The 15,655-nt window shown below is 41.8% G+C and carries 16 protein-coding genes and 1 rRNA gene; 9 read left to right on the top strand and 8 right to left on the bottom strand.

Features of this window, described 5'->3' with window-relative positions; all coding sequences use genetic code 11:
• The coding region (locus tag BP27_RS16265; RefSeq protein ID WP_036240269.1) for a helix-turn-helix domain-containing protein at positions 1-303 on the bottom strand (303 nt) is incomplete at its 3' end.
• 95 nt (positions 304-398) lie between these two features.
• On the bottom strand, positions 399-2,687 hold the full coding sequence (locus BP27_RS16260) for a PAS-domain containing protein (protein WP_051610563.1): 2,289 nt from the start codon (positions 2,685-2,687) through the stop codon (positions 399-401).
• Positions 2,688-3,030: 343 nt separating this feature from the next.
• On the opposite strand from BP27_RS16260, the gene BP27_RS0112400 reads away from it, so the two are divergent.
• The 5 genes from BP27_RS0112400 to BP27_RS0112380 all read left to right on the top strand — a co-directional run bounded on the left by BP27_RS0112400 (position 3,031) and on the right by BP27_RS0112380 (position 8,215).
• Positions 3,031-3,318 (top strand): DUF4212 domain-containing protein, encoded by a 288-nt coding sequence (locus tag BP27_RS0112400; protein WP_027851820.1) that lies wholly within the window; start codon positions 3,031-3,033, stop codon positions 3,316-3,318.
• Positions 3,319-3,320: 2 nt separating this feature from the next.
• Complete coding sequence (locus tag BP27_RS0112395) at positions 3,321-5,078, top strand: sodium:solute symporter family protein (protein WP_027851819.1); 1,758 nt, start codon at positions 3,321-3,323, stop codon at positions 5,076-5,078.
• Positions 5,079-5,149: 71 nt separating this feature from the next.
• Positions 5,150-5,665 (top strand): hypothetical protein, encoded by a 516-nt coding sequence (locus BP27_RS0112390; protein ID WP_027851818.1) that lies wholly within the window; start codon positions 5,150-5,152, stop codon positions 5,663-5,665.
• A gap of 91 nt (positions 5,666-5,756) precedes the next feature.
• On the top strand, positions 5,757-7,589 hold the full coding sequence (locus tag BP27_RS0112385; protein ID WP_027851817.1) for a DUF294 nucleotidyltransferase-like domain-containing protein: 1,833 nt from the start codon (positions 5,757-5,759) through the stop codon (positions 7,587-7,589).
• Between the two features lie 5 nt (positions 7,590-7,594).
• Positions 7,595-8,215 (top strand): 3'-5' exonuclease, encoded by a 621-nt coding sequence (locus BP27_RS0112380; RefSeq protein ID WP_027851816.1) that lies wholly within the window; start codon positions 7,595-7,597, stop codon positions 8,213-8,215.
• A 114-nt stretch (positions 8,216-8,329) separates the two neighbouring features.
• Here the strand turns inward: BP27_RS0112380 and BP27_RS0112375 are convergent, their stop codons facing one another.
• The 5 genes from BP27_RS0112375 to yrfG all read right to left on the bottom strand — a co-directional run bounded on the left by BP27_RS0112375 (position 8,330) and on the right by yrfG (position 12,707).
• A complete protein-coding gene (locus BP27_RS0112375; RefSeq protein ID WP_027851815.1) occupies positions 8,330-8,647 on the bottom strand; it encodes a high-potential iron-sulfur protein in 318 nt (105 codons plus the stop codon).
• Between the two features lie 301 nt (positions 8,648-8,948).
• Positions 8,949-10,517, bottom strand: coding sequence for a phosphoenolpyruvate carboxykinase (locus BP27_RS0112370; RefSeq protein ID WP_027851814.1), 1,569 nt, complete (start codon positions 10,515-10,517; stop codon positions 8,949-8,951).
• A 216-nt stretch (positions 10,518-10,733) separates the two neighbouring features.
• Positions 10,734-11,639 carry an Hsp33 family molecular chaperone HslO gene (gene hslO / locus BP27_RS0112360; protein WP_027851813.1) on the bottom strand — a complete coding sequence of 302 codons (906 nt, stop codon included), beginning with the start codon at positions 11,637-11,639 and terminating at the stop codon, positions 10,734-10,736.
• A 4-nt stretch (positions 11,640-11,643) separates the two neighbouring features.
• Entirely contained in the window at positions 11,644-12,048 is a 405-nt protein-coding gene (locus BP27_RS0112355; RefSeq protein WP_027851812.1) for an RNA-binding S4 domain-containing protein, read from the bottom strand.
• Positions 12,045-12,707 (bottom strand): GMP/IMP nucleotidase, encoded by a 663-nt coding sequence (yrfG, locus tag BP27_RS0112350; protein ID WP_027851811.1) that lies wholly within the window; start codon positions 12,705-12,707, stop codon positions 12,045-12,047. Before yrfG ends, BP27_RS0112355 begins: the two co-directional genes overlap by 4 nt.
• 164 nt (positions 12,708-12,871) lie before the next feature.
• Between yrfG and nudE the strand changes: the two genes are divergently transcribed.
• Positions 12,872-13,444 carry an ADP compounds hydrolase NudE gene (gene nudE / locus BP27_RS0112345; RefSeq protein WP_051610562.1) on the top strand — a complete coding sequence of 191 codons (573 nt, stop codon included), beginning with the start codon at positions 12,872-12,874 and terminating at the stop codon, positions 13,442-13,444.
• Positions 13,437-14,279, top strand: coding sequence for a 3'(2'),5'-bisphosphate nucleotidase CysQ (gene cysQ / locus BP27_RS0112340; RefSeq protein ID WP_027851809.1), 843 nt, complete (start codon positions 13,437-13,439; stop codon positions 14,277-14,279). The genes nudE and cysQ overlap by 8 nt, the downstream gene beginning before the upstream one ends.
• A 44-nt stretch (positions 14,280-14,323) precedes the next feature.
• Here the strand turns inward: cysQ and BP27_RS0112335 are convergent, their stop codons facing one another.
• On the bottom strand, positions 14,324-14,713 hold the full coding sequence (locus tag BP27_RS0112335; RefSeq protein WP_027851808.1) for a hypothetical protein: 390 nt from the start codon (positions 14,711-14,713) through the stop codon (positions 14,324-14,326).
• Positions 14,714-14,941: 228 nt separating this feature from the next.
• Between BP27_RS0112335 and BP27_RS0112330 the strand changes: the two genes are divergently transcribed.
• Positions 14,942-15,145: a YgaP family membrane protein gene (locus tag BP27_RS0112330; RefSeq protein ID WP_027851807.1), complete on the top strand. Its 204-nt coding sequence runs from the start codon at positions 14,942-14,944 to the stop codon at positions 15,143-15,145.
• 365 nt (positions 15,146-15,510) lie between these two features.
• Positions 15,511-15,655 (top strand): 16S ribosomal RNA (locus tag BP27_RS0112320); the annotation flags it as partial.

The raw sequence follows: 15,655 nt of genomic DNA, 5'->3' as shown, positions 1-15,655 counted from the left end.
TAGCTTGGCTAGCCTTTTACTGATTTGCTCTGGACTCCAGTCAATCTTTATAAAGAGATTAACAACACCCCAAATAGGCTCAATAAAGCGTTTTTTTGAGCGTTGTTTGATCCTTTCTTCGGTAAATTCGTGAGCCTGTTTAGGCCGATATCCACGTTTGCCTGTATTACGTTTAAGCTCTCGACTAATGGTTGATTTGTGAACACCAAGCGTTTTAGCGATCTCAGTTTGGGTTAAATTGTTATCAAGCAGGGCAGATATTTGGTATCGTTGCTCTCTGGTGAGCTGTGTGTAGTGTCTCATGTTTGCTTCTCATTCTTGGTCGACTGAAAAGCTTAAGATGCTACCGCAGCTTGCCTTCCAATCCTAACTTAATGAGTTGCACTTGGTGGTTGAATCTAGGAACTATAAACAAAGCCACCACCTGGCATAGGGTTGCCCTGTATTTCGAGTACGGAACCATCTTTGCGGTAGCGTATATAGCGATGTGACTCACCATCATAAATATTATCAATAAGCTGTTGTACATGGGTTTCAGGATCACCAGGGCCGTACTCCCCTCTTTCAGCGTTATAGCGAAAAACTTCAGCAGCAGGGCGACCGACTCGCATAAAATCATCTGGAAAGTTGAATAGTTCTAGATAGCGTTGGTTCCAAATAACAAGGTTAAGGTGTTGGTCTATTACACTAATGCCCTGAGATAGATTTTCTATGGTTGACTGTAAAAGGCTGCGGTTAAACTCGAGCACTTGCGAGGCTTCATCAACAATGGAAATAACATCAGAGATTTTAATTTCTTTGCCCTGCAATGCAGAGCTCATAACTATGCGAGCAGAGGATGCACCTAGTACACCGGCTAATAAGCGCTCAGTTAGCTGAATAAGTTCTATGCTGGCAGGGTCATCATTTTTGAGCGGTTGCTGGTTACGTTTGTTAGAAAACTCAGCAAAGGCTTTGTCGACGCTTTCGTTACCTACAAACCTTTCGGCTAAATTACGCAGGTCCCCCAATTTAGTTGAACCTTTCCATAGGCGCGAAGTTTTTAAGGGTTTGCTTTCTAAGTTATCTACAAAGGTAGAGGCTTGAATACGGTCAATCATTCTTTGGGGTGTAAGCCGCGATACTAGAATGTAAGCAGCTAGATTGCAGCCTATGCTCCAAAAAACACCCTGGCTAAAAAATCCTTCACCCGACAATCCAAATAAGTTAGTGGGTTTAAGCCAAGTTAAACCAAAAGGCCCTTGGTTAAGTAACTGGCCACTCACTAAGTCTGCTGCCCCTAAAGTGGGAAGTAATAGTGTATAAACCCACAAAAATCCACCTAGAATTAAGCCTGCAGCAGTCCCCCAACGGTTGCCACCTTTCCATATAACTCCACCTAAGGCAGCCGGTGCCAGTTGGCCTATGGCAGCAAAAGCTAAAAAGCCAGTGGCTGCAAGTGAGTTAAACTCGGCTATTGTTCGGTAGGTTAAATAGGCTAAGAGCATTAGGGTTAACATGGTTAAGCGTCGTGTTCGCAACACAAACTGCCCAAAACTCTGGTGAGAGTTGCTCTTTTCCCAGCGATATTTTAGTAATAAAGGAATTACAATTTCATTGGACACCATAATGCTAACCGCAACAGTGGCCATAATGGCCATGCTAGTTGCAGCAGAAAAACCACCAATGTAAGCCAGTAACGCTAGCCAGCCATTGTTGAATGCCAGTGGTAGGGTGAGCACAAAAGTATCGGGTTCAACACTGCCATCGGGAAAGGTGATAAGGCCAGCCGCTGCTATGGGCATTACAAACAGTGCAAAAAGAATCAAGTATAAGGGTAAAAACCAACGCGCATAGCGAGCGTCATTGCGATGTGCATTCTCTACAACGGTGACATGAAACATTCGAGGTAAAAGAATGATAGCTAACATGGATAAAAGTGTTTGTGCGACAAAGCCTTGGGTGAAGTTATCAGTATTCAATTGAGACTCTAAAGGTCGGAAAAACTCTGCTTTACCAATTAAGTCTGTAAAACCACCAAAGACATGCCAAGTAACAAAAATACCAACTGCAAGAAAGGCAAAAAGCTTAATTAAGGATTCAAAGGCAATGGCTCTTAAAAGGCCTTCGTGGTGTTCTGTTGCATCGATATGGCGGGTGCCAAATAAAATCGTGAAGGCTGCTAGAGCAAGGGCAACAAAAAAGGCCGTGTCATTAAAAATAGGAGTCAGGCTGCTTTGATTTGATAAGGGTTGATTTGGAAAGTGGGTTAAAACATCGTAAGCCATGGTAACGGCTTTTAGCTGCAGTGCTATGTAGGGCAAGGTTCCAACTAAGGCGAAGCCTGTAACCATAACTGCTAGAGGCTGCCATTTGCCATAACGTGAAGCTATAAAGTCAGCGATTGAAGTTAAGTTGTGGGCTTTACTAACTCGGAAAATTTTACGAAGCAAAGGCCAGGCAAAAATGAAAGTCAGTATAGGGCCTATGAAGATGCTTAAATGCAGCCAACCTCCACCAGTTGCTTGCCCTACCGCACCATAAAAAGTCCAAGATGTGCAGTAAACAGTTAGGGCTAGGCTAAATACCCAGGGGCGACTGCGTGCCTGATAATGTTTGCGTGCAACACGGTCACCTTGCCAGGCAATAGCAAATAAAAGAAGTAGATATAGAAGTGAAAATAAAATTAGCTGCCAACCAGCAAACATGGCGTACTCTTCATGGGTTAGGTTAGAATTTTGCCATTATGCGTAAGTTTTTACTGAAAATCAGGTGTATTTATGGAACTAATACAGTTTTTAGGTAGAGGGCAAGATAAATAGCATTAGACATAGGTAAAATGAGGTGCAAGGCAATACCTGTTCAGTGAACGCGGATTTTTTATAAGTAGTTGATTTGTAGCATTTTATTTTGGTGGGTGGCGGTGATTGACTTTGTTAAGACTAAGGTCGGGGGTTTATTTGTAAGGTAATTTTTGCAGAATGCGTACAGGGATTATTTGAATGGATTGGAATTCCTCATCTCTAAATAAAAATAAAGCGGAGAGTAAACATGGTGGATGAAAAAACAACTGACGGACAGAAAGAACTGTCTGAAAGTGATAAAAGGTATTGGGCGACTAACTTACGCCTAATTGTTGGTATTCTGTGTGTTTGGGCTACAGTATCTTATGGTTTTGGCTTGCTGCTAAGGCCTCTGCTATCTGGAATTATAATTGGCGGTGTCGACTTGGGTTTCTGGTTTGCCCAGCAAGGCGCGATTTACACATTTCTTGCTTTAGTTGCCTTCTACGCATGGCGCATGAATAAGCTAGATGATGAATTCGGTCTGGAGGACTAAGCATGAGCCAATTTGTAATTAATATGATTTTTGTAGGCGCATCATTTGCTGTCTACACTTGGATAGCGATTTGGGCAAGAGCTAAGTCAACTCGTGAGTTCTATATTGCAGGTGGTGAAGTTCACCCAGTAATGAACGGTATGGCGACCGCAGCAGACTGGCTGTCGGCCGCTTCTTTTATCTCAGTAGCTGGTCTAATTTCAGTCGGTTACGTTAACTCTGCGTTTATCATGGGTTGGACAGGTGGTTACGTACTGCTTGCAACTCTGTTAGCACCTTACTTACGTCGCTTCGGTACTTATACAGTGCCAGACTTTGTGGGTAAGCGTTATGACAGTAAAACTGCACGTGTTATAGCCGTTGTTTGTTTGATTATGATTTCATTAACCTATGTTATCGGTCAAATGACAGGTGCTGGTGTAGCTTTTGCGCGCTTCTTAGAAGTTGATGTTACAACAGGTCTGCTAATTTCTGCAGTCGTTGTATTTGCTTATGCAGTACTCGGCGGTATGAAAGGGGTTACCTATACTCAGGCAGCTCAGTACGTAGTACTAATACTGGCTTTCTTGGTTCCAGCTGTTTACCTATCCTTAATGCTTACTGGTGTATTCTTGCCGCAGCTCGGCTTTATTAGCTCGCACGCTGAGTCTGGTATGCCAATGCTGGTTAAGCTGAACGAGGTGGTACGCGATCTAGGTTTCCAAGATTACACTGCTGATGTTAGCAATAAGTGGAATATGTTCCTTTTCACTATAACGCTAATGGTGGGTACTGCTGGTTTACCTCACGTTATTATTCGCTTCTTCACTGTACCTAACATTAAAGATGCACGTCGTTCTGCAGGTTGGGCACTAGTATTTATTGCTCTTTTCTATACGACTGCTCCGGTAGTTGCTTCTATGGGTCGTTTGAACCTACTAGAACAAATCTATCCTAACGGTACAGACCAAGCGTCTATGGTTTACGATGAGCGCCCTGAGTGGTTTAGAACCTGGGAAGAGACCGGCCTGATTGAGTTTGAAGATAAAAACAACGATGGTCAGATCCAGTTCTATAACGATGGTACTTTGAAAACACCTAACCAAGACTTCGCACCTATTGCAGAAGCGCGTGGTTGGGAAGGCAATGAGCTAAGCGTAAACAACGATATTCTAGTATTGGCCTTACCAGAAATTGGTAATATGCCTGGCTGGGTTATTGGTTTGATTGCTGCAGGTGGTATTGCTGCTTCCCTATCAACAGCTTCAGGTTTGTTGTTAGCCATTTCTTCTGCGGTGAGTCATGACTTGTTGAAAAACACTTTAATGCCTGACCTGTCAGATAAACAAGAAATGTTGTATGCACGTCTAGCAATGGTAGGTGCTATCACTATTGCTACCTATCTAGGCTTGAATCCGCCAGGGTTTGCAGCACAAACAGTTGCTTTAGCCTTTGGTATGGCCGCTTCGTCTATCTTCCCTGCGTTAATGATGGGTATCTTCATCCGTCGTATTAATAGCAAGGGTGCGATAGCAGGTATGGTTGCAGGTGCAGGTTCTACAATTTTCTACATCTTCCTATACCTAGGCTGGTTCTTTATTCCTGAAACCAATACCTTCCCGAACAGTCCTGAGTACTACCTCTTTGGTACTATCTCACCTCTGTCCTTCGGTGTTATTGGTGCTATTATTAACTTCACTGTTGCTATTCTCGTATCTAACGCTACTGAGAAGCCAAGTGAAGAAATTCAGGAAATGGTACGTCGCGTACGTTACCCTTAGGTTTTAAGGTTGTTAATTTGTAATACCTACTGGGCCTCCTTTGGGAGGCCCTTTTATTTTAAGGAGCCATAATGGTTTGGAATCTTGTTGGTGTTTTTATTGTTGGTTTAGCTTGTGGCGGTATGGCTTACGCTCTAGTGAAATTAAGCAAAAACCGTATACCCAATTGGTTGGTGCCAGCTAGTGCTGGTGTGGGCATGTTGCTGCTACTGCTAACGATTAACTATCGCTGGTATGCGGATAGATTAGATGCTTTAACCTACCAGCAAGTAAGTTTTGAAGTGGTTGAGACTAAGCGAAGTAGCAGCTTTATGAGGCCTTGGAGTTACATTTACAAGCCTATTACTGAGTTTAGCTTTGTCGATGATAGTTGGAAAACAGTAGTTATTGATGATCAGAAGCTTGTGCAGTTTTCTTTGTATACTTTTTATCAAGAAGTAGTAGATAGAATTGAAACCAAGTTTTATTTACTGAACTGTGTAAGTGCTGAATTGGTTGAAACAGACAATAAAGGCCAGTTGCTTCCTGAAAGTAAGTTTAAGCAAGTAGATGAAAATAATAAGCTTTATACATATTTGTGTCGTTAAGTTTATGGTAAAGACTAAAGTAGAGATGTAAGTTAAGCCTAATTAAATTAGGGTAAAAGAATAAAAATAATTCTATAAATTAGGGATGAGCATGAGTAATCAGTTCGATGTAACCCACCCGCCTTTTGATTTGCTTACTAAAGACGAGCAAGATCAGCTTTTAACTCGCCTAGATATAGGCTATTTCAGTAATGATGAACTCATTATTGAGGCTGGTCAGTCAAGTAATCATGTGTTTGTGGTTATGAAAGGTGCTGTAGCGGAAATTGATCCACGCTTAGAAGATAACTCTGATGGTGGTGTTATTCGAGAGTACGCACAAGAAGATCTATTCGGTGCAATCAGTATTATTAATGGCACAAGTCGCTACACCTTCCGCACTCTTGAAGAAACCATTGCCTGGCTAATTCCTAAAGCTGTTTTTGAAGTGCTGATGGAAAGCAATCCTGCCTTTGCCGCTTACTTTCAAAATAGCTTGAGTGAAAAAGCTCGTATTATTGAGAGTCGACGCAGTCAACAACAAGGCGGCAGTGATATGTCTGCCTTTATGTTGGCCAAGGTTGGCAAGTCGGTACTACGCGAGCCAGTAGTGCTTGAGTCAGGAACCAGTATTTTAGAAGCTACTCGAACTATGCGTGAGCAACTCTCAGACTGTTTACTCGTTCGTAAAGGCAGCCAGTATGGCATGGTGACACGTACTGACTTATTAGAAGGTGTTGTACTTAATGACCACGAGTTAAATACTGATATTGCTGAGTTAGCTAGCTATAACTTGCTTACAGTACAAAAAGAAGACTTTCTTTTTAATGCTTTAGTGTTAATGACTCGCCATAAAATTCAACGAGTAGTGGTATTTGATGGTGTAGAGTTAGCTGGGCTAGTAGAGCTAACAGATGTTTTAAGTTTCTTTTCTAGTCAGTCACACGTTATTGGCTTACAAATTGAACGTGCGGCTAATATAGAAGAACTAGCTAGAGCAGCAAAAGGAACGACTGCTTTAGTCAGTGGTTTAGTATCACAAGGTGTTAAAATACGTTTTGCTATGGATCTACTGGCTGCTTTAAACAGTCGAATTATAGCTAAAGCTTTTGAATACATTGTTCCTGCTGAATATCATGACAAGGTTTGTTTGCTTGTTATGGGTAGTGAAGGTCGAGGCGAGCAGGTACTTAAAACGGACCAAGATAACGCTTTAATTTTAGCTGATGACCTAGATTGGCCAGACTGCCAGAAAGTAATGGATAAATTCACACTTACTCTGCTAGATTTTGGTTATCCACTCTGTAAAGGAAATATTATGGTTTCTAACCCTGAGTGGGTTAAAACTGAAACAGGCTGGAAAGAGCAGCTAGGCAAGTGGAGTCGTAAGGTAGATGGAACTGGATTAATGAATCTTGCTATCTATGTTGATGGCGCACCAGTTGCGGGTAATCAAGCACTGTTTCAGAGGGTTAGAGATAACCTTTACACCCAGCTAGGTAGCGATAAGGTATTTTATTCTTATTTTGCTATGCCTATTCGAAATTTTAGTACCCCTTTAAACTTTTTTGGTGGTTTAAAACGTAGCAATGCTATAGACATCAAGAAAGGGGGTATTTTTCCTATCGTACATGGTGTTCGCACCATGGCTTTGCAGAATAAGATTATCGAAACCAATACTTATAAGCGTTTAGAGAAACTGGCAGAGCTTAAAATCATTAAAAATGATTTTGCAGATAACCTAGCAGAGGCACTTTCAGTTATGAGCAACCTTCGCTTGAACCAACAGTTGAATGCTGCTGAAGGACAGGCTGATGATGAAGATGCTAACTTAATATCTGCGGTAGATTTAAATAAACTAGATCGAGACTTATTGCGCGAAGCCTTACATCTAGTTAAAGAGTTTAAAGCAGTGATGACGCACCGTTATCATCTTGAGAGGTAATTGCTATGGTACTTAAAACAATAAGAACAGCGACAGACCGCTGGAGCCAAAAAGACAGTGAATTTTCTTCCATGTTTGAGCCTTATACAGGGGATGAGGTTATAGCTCTAGACTGTGAAATGACTAGCCTAGACACTCAGAAAGCTGAGCTGGTTTCTATAGCTGCAGTGAAAATTAAAGGTAACCAAGTTTTAACTAGTGATAAGCTAGATATTAAGCTTCAAAAACCTGAAAACTTAACAGGCGAATCTATTAAAGTGCACCGTATTCGTGGAGTAGATTTGCTTGGCGGAGAAGTTTTGGGCGATGCATTGCAGCAATTGCTAGAGTTTATAGATAATCGACCAATTATGGGCTACAACATAGCTTACGATATAACGGTTTTAAATCGGTTTATTCGCCCACGTTTTGGTTTTAGTTTACCCAATAAAACCATTGAGTTGTCTCAGTGTTATATGGCACAGCTTCAGCGTGCAACACCGGATATAGAGCCAGATTTAAAGTTTGAAACCATTGCCAAAAAGCTTGATGTGCCCATGGTTGGTCAAAGACATACAGCACTAGGTGATGCTATTACAACTGCATTAATGTATGTTCGGTTATTAAAAGATGCAGTGCCAACCTAAGTTTATTACTTGTAAATTAGTACATCTATGTAAAAAGGCCAGCTCCTAAAGTTAATTAGAAGCTGGCCTTTAACTATTTATTAAACAGTTATTTGCTTAGGTTAATTGGTTAGATCAACCTGGCTTTTTAACATAAGACTGACACCAGCCTTTAGGTTCTACTGAGTTTTGTGGAAACAACGCACAACCATTGTTGGCTGGCTTCCAAAACATGCAGTTATCACATTCTTGACCAGCTTGATACTTAGCATGACCTGATGCATCAGCAGCAGACTTAACATAGTTAAGTGCTTTAGCTTGTGGGGCATCTTCACTGAGTGCAGGCAGAGCTGCAGCAAAGGATTTAGAAGTTAAAGCTCCCATACCTAAAGGTAGTGCAGCTAAACCGAAAAGACCTTTTTTTAGAAGCGAACGACGGCTCATTTGTGACATAGGTTACATCCTCATCATCATTTAGTTTTTTTGGTACTAAGTTGATTAAATATTAAACAACTTAGTCAGGCATTAATCTGTATCAACTGTCGCTAATTAAGCTTTGATTATGCCTTAATTACTTTTACTCTTCTCCACATCTAATGAATAAAAGCTGCGACTTGAAGCCGCAGGTTTGACTATAACGCTTATCTAGCTAATCGTAAAACCTTATAAAATATACAGTTTAAAGCTGCTGATCATTTTAAACTGAAACAAAAAAAACCCACACTAGGTGGGTTTTTTTAGCTAGACTAGCAAATTACTTCTGGTTAGGGCCAGCTGCAATAATTGCTTCGTCTACACCAGCAAATTTACGGAAGTTTTCTACAAACATGCCTGCTAGCTCTTTAGCTTGACGGTCATAAGCATCTTTATCTTCCCATGTTTCACGTGGGTTGAGCAGGTCGCTATCAACGCCTGGAACGTGCTTAGGAACTTCAAGGTTTAGAATGGGTAGCATTTCAGTTTCTGTATCTATTAGCGCACCATTTTGAACTGCATTAACTATAGCGCGTGTAGTCGGTATGCTGAAACGGTTACCGCCTTCGCCGTATGCACCACCAGTCCAACCAGTATTAACTAGGTAAACTCGTGAGTTAAAGCTCTGAATACGCTTAATGAGTAGGTCAGCGTAAACACGTGCTGGACGTGGGAAGAAAGGTGCACCAAAACAAGTAGAGAAGGTTGCTTCTAAACCTGATGTAGAACCCATTTCAGTAGAGCCAACTTTTGCGGTATAACCTGATAAGAAGTGGTAAGCTGCTGCTTCTTTAGAAAGTATAGAAACAGGAGGAAGTACACCACTCATATCGCAGGTTAAGAAAATAATGGCATTAGGCTCGCCTGCACGGTTTTCTAAAATGCGTTTTTCAACATGCTCTAATGGATAAGCTGCACGTGAATTTTGAGTTAGGCTATCATCGGCATAATTAGGTGTACGGCGATCATCGAGAACAACGTTTTCTAGGATTGTACCAAAACGTATTGCATCCCAAATAATAGGTTCGTTCTTTTGAGATAGGTCGATACACTTAGCATAGCAACCACCTTCAATATTAAATACAGTGTCTACACCCCAACCGTGTTCATCATCACCAATTAAGTAGCGTGATGGGTCTGCAGAAAGGGTCGTTTTACCTGTGCCCGATAAACCAAAGAAAAGGGTAGTAGAGCCATCTTCACCCACATTCGATGAGCAGTGCATAGGTAGTACATCAACTTCAGGTAATAAGAAGTTTTGCACAGAGAACATGGCTTTTTTCATTTCGCCAGCATACTTCATGCCTGCAATAAGAACACGACGCTTAGCAAAGTTCAGAATGACGCAACCATCAGAGTTAGTACCATCACGCGCTGGATCACATTCAAAGTTAGCGGCATTAAGGATTTCCCACTCTTCTTTTGAATTGTGGTTATAGGTTTCTGGGCGAATAAATAAGGTACGACCGAACAAACCCTGCCAAGCAGTTTCTGTGTTTACACGAACAGGTAAATAGTGCTTAGGGTCTGAACCTACGTGTAGCTCTGATACAAAGCGGCCTTGTTCAGTTAGGTAGTCGTTTACACGATCCCATAACGCATCAAATTTATCTGCTTCAAATGGGCGGTTGGTTGCACCCCACTCTATGTCTGCTGAAGTACCAGCTTCATCAACAATAAAGCGATCCATTGGGGAGCGCCCTGTGCGTTTACCAGTATTAACTACTAGTGCACCATTGTCAGCTAGGTTGCCTTCGCCGCGTTGAATTGCCAATTCGATTAACTGGGCATTACTTAGATTAGTGTAAGTTTTCACAGCGTTCTCATTAGTGTTTTGATTAGTGGTCAGGATATTTCAGACCTTTAAAAAAGTGGTGCGATTATAACAAAGAAATCTACAGGGCGTAGTGCTTGGGCTGCTTTAATAGTGACTGAAATGCTTTGTAGCACCATTACACGGTAAATTTCTCTGTTTTATCAACTGCTTATCAACTATAAATACTGGTTATTCTAGGGCTGGCTAAAAAGTAACCAGCAATGACTACAGCCGGTGGAAAAAATTTAGCTAGTGAAGTTTAGTGCCTTGCGGTGCCACCTTATTTTGTAGATTAAGAATTTCGGGTAGATCCTTTTGAGAGAAAACATAGCTTGTATTGCAAAAATGGCACTGGGTAGTAATTTTGCCTTGCTCTGCTATTGCTGAGTTTAGCTCTTCTTCACCTAAGCTTGCTAATGCATTGGAAATGCGTTCGCGTGAACAGGTGCAACCAAACTTAAGTAATTTTGGCTCAAAAACTCTAAGGTCTTCCTCGTGAAAGAGACGATGTAAAAGTTGCTGCTGCTCTAAATGTAATAACTCTTCACTGGTAACCGTTGCAGCTAAATGACCAACCCTTGTCCAAGCATCTGGGTCTTTATTTTGTGCGTCTTCAGGTAATTTTTGTAACAGTAGTCCAGCTGCTGATTTATTGTCTGCTGCTAACCATAAACGTGTTGGGAGTTGTTCTGAACTTGCAAAATAACCCTCTAGGCAAGCAGTGAGTGTTTCTTGGTCAAGCGCGACTATGCCTTGATATCGCTTACCTTCGTAAGGGTCTAGGGTAATAACAAGTTGGCCGCCCTTTAGTAGCTCAGTTAGGGTGTGACCTTGAGGCTCGTCTTGGTAACGAGCTATAGCACGTAGCTGGTCGCCGCCTTGTATGCCAGTGTTGCATTCAGCCATGAGTAAACTGACTTCACCTTGCCCTCTTGCCTCTAGGGTTAGTGTACCTTCAAGTTTTACCGTTGCGGTTAAAAGTGCTGTTGCAGCTAGTAACTCGCCGAGTAGTTTTTCAATGGCGGGTGGGTACTCATGCCTTATTAATACTTCTTGGTAGCTTTGATGTAGTTGAACCAGTTCGCCACGGACTGCGGTGTCATCAAATATAAAGCGTTGTATTTGATCTGGAAGAGGGGCGCTTGAAGAAGTCATGTTTTTAGTTTTCCTGTCGTTTAAAACGATGTATTTGACGACGTGATTTTTTGTCGGGTCGTTGAGCAGGCGCTTGGACTGCTGCACCAATTAGTCGCCGCTTTTCTGTAGCAGCTAGCCGGCGCTCCAAACTGCCTTCGGTTTCTTGATAAAGTTTTTGTGCTTCCACAGCTGGGCCACGTTGAGACGATAAAGCTAGAACTTCAACCTCTTTAATATCCCAGCCTTGGGTGATTTGGATGAGTGCACCTAAGGTTACAGTCCTGCTAACTTTGGGTCTTTGACCAGCGTAGAGAACTTTGCCATTTTCGATGGCTGTTTTAGCTAAAGCTCGAGTTTTAAAAAAACGTGCGGCCCACAGCCATTTATCGAGGCGAAGTTGCTCAGTTACAAGGGGGTGTTTACTCATGGTTTATTCACTGGCTGCAATTCAGCAAAGCGCGTAACAGCAGGAAACTCTGTCATTTGCCTTAATGGGCTTTGGCTATCAGGTTGGCTAATAGTTATAAGTTGTGCAATGCCAAACTGTTGAGCCGAGGCTAGTACACTTTCGTTATCATCAATTAACAGGGTGGTTGCTGGGTCGAAAGGCTCGACTTCCATTAATGCATGCCAATAGCCTTGCTCTTCTTTGGGAATGCCAATGTCGCTAGAGCTAAAAATAAAATCGACGTATTCATCTAGCCCTGTTAAAGGTAGTTTTAATGCTAAACTTTTACGGTCTGCATTGGTAGCAAGTACGACCCTTGGGTGAGCTACTTTTAACCATTGTAAAAAATCTAGCGCATCGACACGAAAGCCTATGAGGTGCTGTATCTCTCTTTTAAGAGAAAGAATGTCAACATCAAAGCGTTCGCTCCAATAATCTAAGCTGTACCAGTTAAGCCGTCCTTTTTCAGCCATGATTTGTGCAATTAAGTTAGTTTGTACGCTACTTTTTTCTAATTTGTGCAGTTCAGCATAACGGTGGGGTAGGTGCTCCAACCAGAAGTGACTGTCAAAGTGAAGGTCTAGCAGTGTACCATCCATATCTAGCAAAACCGTATTGATACTTTTCCAGTCAATCATTTGTAAACCTTGTATATTAATGCAGTTTTTAAGTGTTTTTCACTAGAGATAAAGTGAAGCTAACTAGTAGTTAGCATTGATGAATAGAATAAGTGACAATTGTAGCGGAAATATTAGACTTCAAGAAGCAGGATACCCTTGCTATTTTACAGGAGCGCGTAACCATGCCCAAGCGACCAACAATTCTACATAGTAAAATAGTGGCTAAAAGTCGCTTATTCAAAGTTGAAGAACTGCAGCTTAAATTTACCAATGGTGTAGAAAGAACTTATGAGCGATTGGTTAGCCAAGGTCAGGGTGCGGTTATGATTGTTGCCCTTAATGCACAAGAAGAGTTGGTGTTAATACGCGAATATGCCGGTGGTTTCCATGATTATGTTTTGACCTTACCTAAGGGGCTGATTGACCCAGGTGAAGATGCGCTAGCGGCTGCGAATCGCGAACTTATGGAAGAAACGGGCTTTGGTGCACACCGTTTAGAATTATTAACTCGCTTATCTTTAGCACCTAACTATATGGGGCATAAAATGGATGTTGTGCTGGCTCGTGATCTTTACCCTTGTAAGTTAGAGGGCGATGAGCCAGAGCCCTTAGAGGTGGTTTTGCATCCTTTACAAGATTTACCTAGATTAATGGCTAGTGATGATTTCCATGAAGCACGATCTATAGCGGCACTTTTTTTGACACGAGAAAAGCTAGAGTATGAAAAACAACAGCAGGAATACAACGGTGATTGAGAACCCAAGCAAGCTAGCACGAGAGCTAGGACGCATTTGTTACGCTGCAGGTGAAGTCATTATGCGTATTTATGTTCGCCCAGAACTTTGGGAGGCTTCTGAAAAAGAAGATGCTTCTCCTGTAACCGCTGCCGATTTGGCGGCTAATCAAGTTATAACGAACGGGTTAGCACAACTAATGCCACGCTTGCCAGTTTTAACCGAAGAAGAAGTAGAAACAGCTTGGTCGGCAAGGCGACAGTGGGCTAGGTACTGGTTAGTTGACCCACTAGATGGTACTAAAGAGTTTCTGGCACGTAATGGTGAGTTTAGTATCAATATAGCCTTAATTGAACATGGTCAAACAGTGTTTGGTATGGTGCATCTGCCAGTCAGTGGCGTGACTTATTATGGCAGTCGTCATTACGGCAGTTTTTTACAGCCAAGAGAAGGTGAGGCTCGTAAATTACAAACTCGACCTTTGAACTGGCCTAAAATGAATGTGGTGACAAGCCACCGACATGGGCAAGAAAAGTTAAAGCCGCTTTTTGAAGCACTTGAAGCTGCAGGAGCGGAAGTAAAGCACCTTCCTTTGGGTAGCTCGCTTAAACTCTGTCGAATAGCAGAGGGTGAAGCAGACTTTTACCCTAGAATGGGGCCAACCTGTGAGTGGGACACTGCAGCAGCACAAGCTGTGGTAGAGGGAGCTGGCGGTAGAGTATTGGACTGGTCTTTTCGATCGCTTGTTTATAACCAAAAACCAGAGCTTCTTAATCCAGAATTTATGGTGATCGGTGATTTAAACCATCCTTGGCAAGAGTGGTTAGCTCCCTTCGTCATAAAAAAGCCCAACTAGGCTTGCTCCAAAAACTATCTAAGAGCTTGTTAGGTATAAGTTTGTTACTTAGTAATAGGTGTGCTTGAGTCTAGTTGTTTTGGCCAAGGGTTACAGTTGCGTAGCTTAACTTGTCCTTCCAAAACGCTTCCTCGTGAATATTCACGGAAAATACATTCATTTTTTATTGGGTCATAGTTTTCTATCCATAAGTGATCATCCTTCCAAGTGACACCAAGGTGGTGCTGCCCGTCGGGTATTTGTATAACCATGGATCCACCGTAACGTTTAACTAAAAGCTGCTCAAGATAAAAGTAGTAGAAAGAATAGCTACCTAAGGCAAGTACTAGAGTAACGACCAGTGCAGGCTTAGGCTTAGAAAAGCGAATAGCAATAAGATAGAAAATAGCAAAAATAATAGTAAAGCTGGTGATCCAGTAGAAAGTAGTAAGCATGGTGAACCCTAAGTTGAAGAATGAAAGCTGAGTAGAGTTAGGCTAGCAAGTAGAACTTAAAAAGCTAGCAAGATTTTAGCTTTTTTAAGGTGAAGACAAAAAACTTTTTAAAACCTTATTGAGCTGTGATCTAAAAACTCACTTACAGGGAGTAGCAGCTTGCAGTGAGTCCTAGCAAGGGTTAGTATTATCTAATTAAGTTAATGCTCACATTGCGGAGAGGGAAATATGAATATTGATAGATTATTGTTGGTGTTTGCAGGTGTTATGATTTTAGTTAGCTTAGTTCTAACACAAAAAGTGCATGCAAATTTTGTTTGGTTTACTGCCTTTATTGCTGTGAACATGATTCAAGCGAGCTTTACTGGTTTTTGCCCTGCGGTAATGATTTTTAAGAAGTTGGGAGTAAAAACGGGCAGTGCATTCAAGTAGTAAAGCTAGGGGGTTGTAAAATTAAAAGCACTCTCTATAATGCGCAATCTCGATTAGGGGGTGCTTTTTCTCGATTAGAGAAGTTCGTTAAGATTATGTAATTAATTGCTTGACGAATAAAAAAAGCTGCTATAGTTCACCTCCTTGCTTCGACAGAAGCAAAACAGATTTAACGCTCTTTAAGAATGAAGCATCAGGAACATTCATGTGGGCGCTTGCGGGATGGCTTGTGATGAAGTCACAAGATATCAAGGCAAGCGCTTATAAGAAGCTTAACAAGTTTAGTTTACTAGACAGGTTGAGATTCAAGTATTCGTTTGAAACCTTGAGCCAAGATTAGTCACCTTAAGTGACACTATGATTTTAAACCGAAGAGTTTGATCATGGCTCAGATTGAACGCTGGCGGCAGGCCTAACACATGCAAGTCGAGCGGTAACAGGAGAAGCTTGCTTCTTGCTGACGAGCGGCGGACGGGTGAGTAATACTTGGGTATCTGCCCATTAGTGGGG

The sequence above is a fragment of the Marinospirillum insulare DSM 21763 genome, from assembly GCF_000686905.1.
GTDB lineage: Bacteria > Pseudomonadota > Gammaproteobacteria > Pseudomonadales > Halomonadaceae > Marinospirillum > Marinospirillum insulare.
Note: the sequence above shows the minus strand (reverse complement) of the source record. Positions and strands in the feature narration are given on the sequence as shown.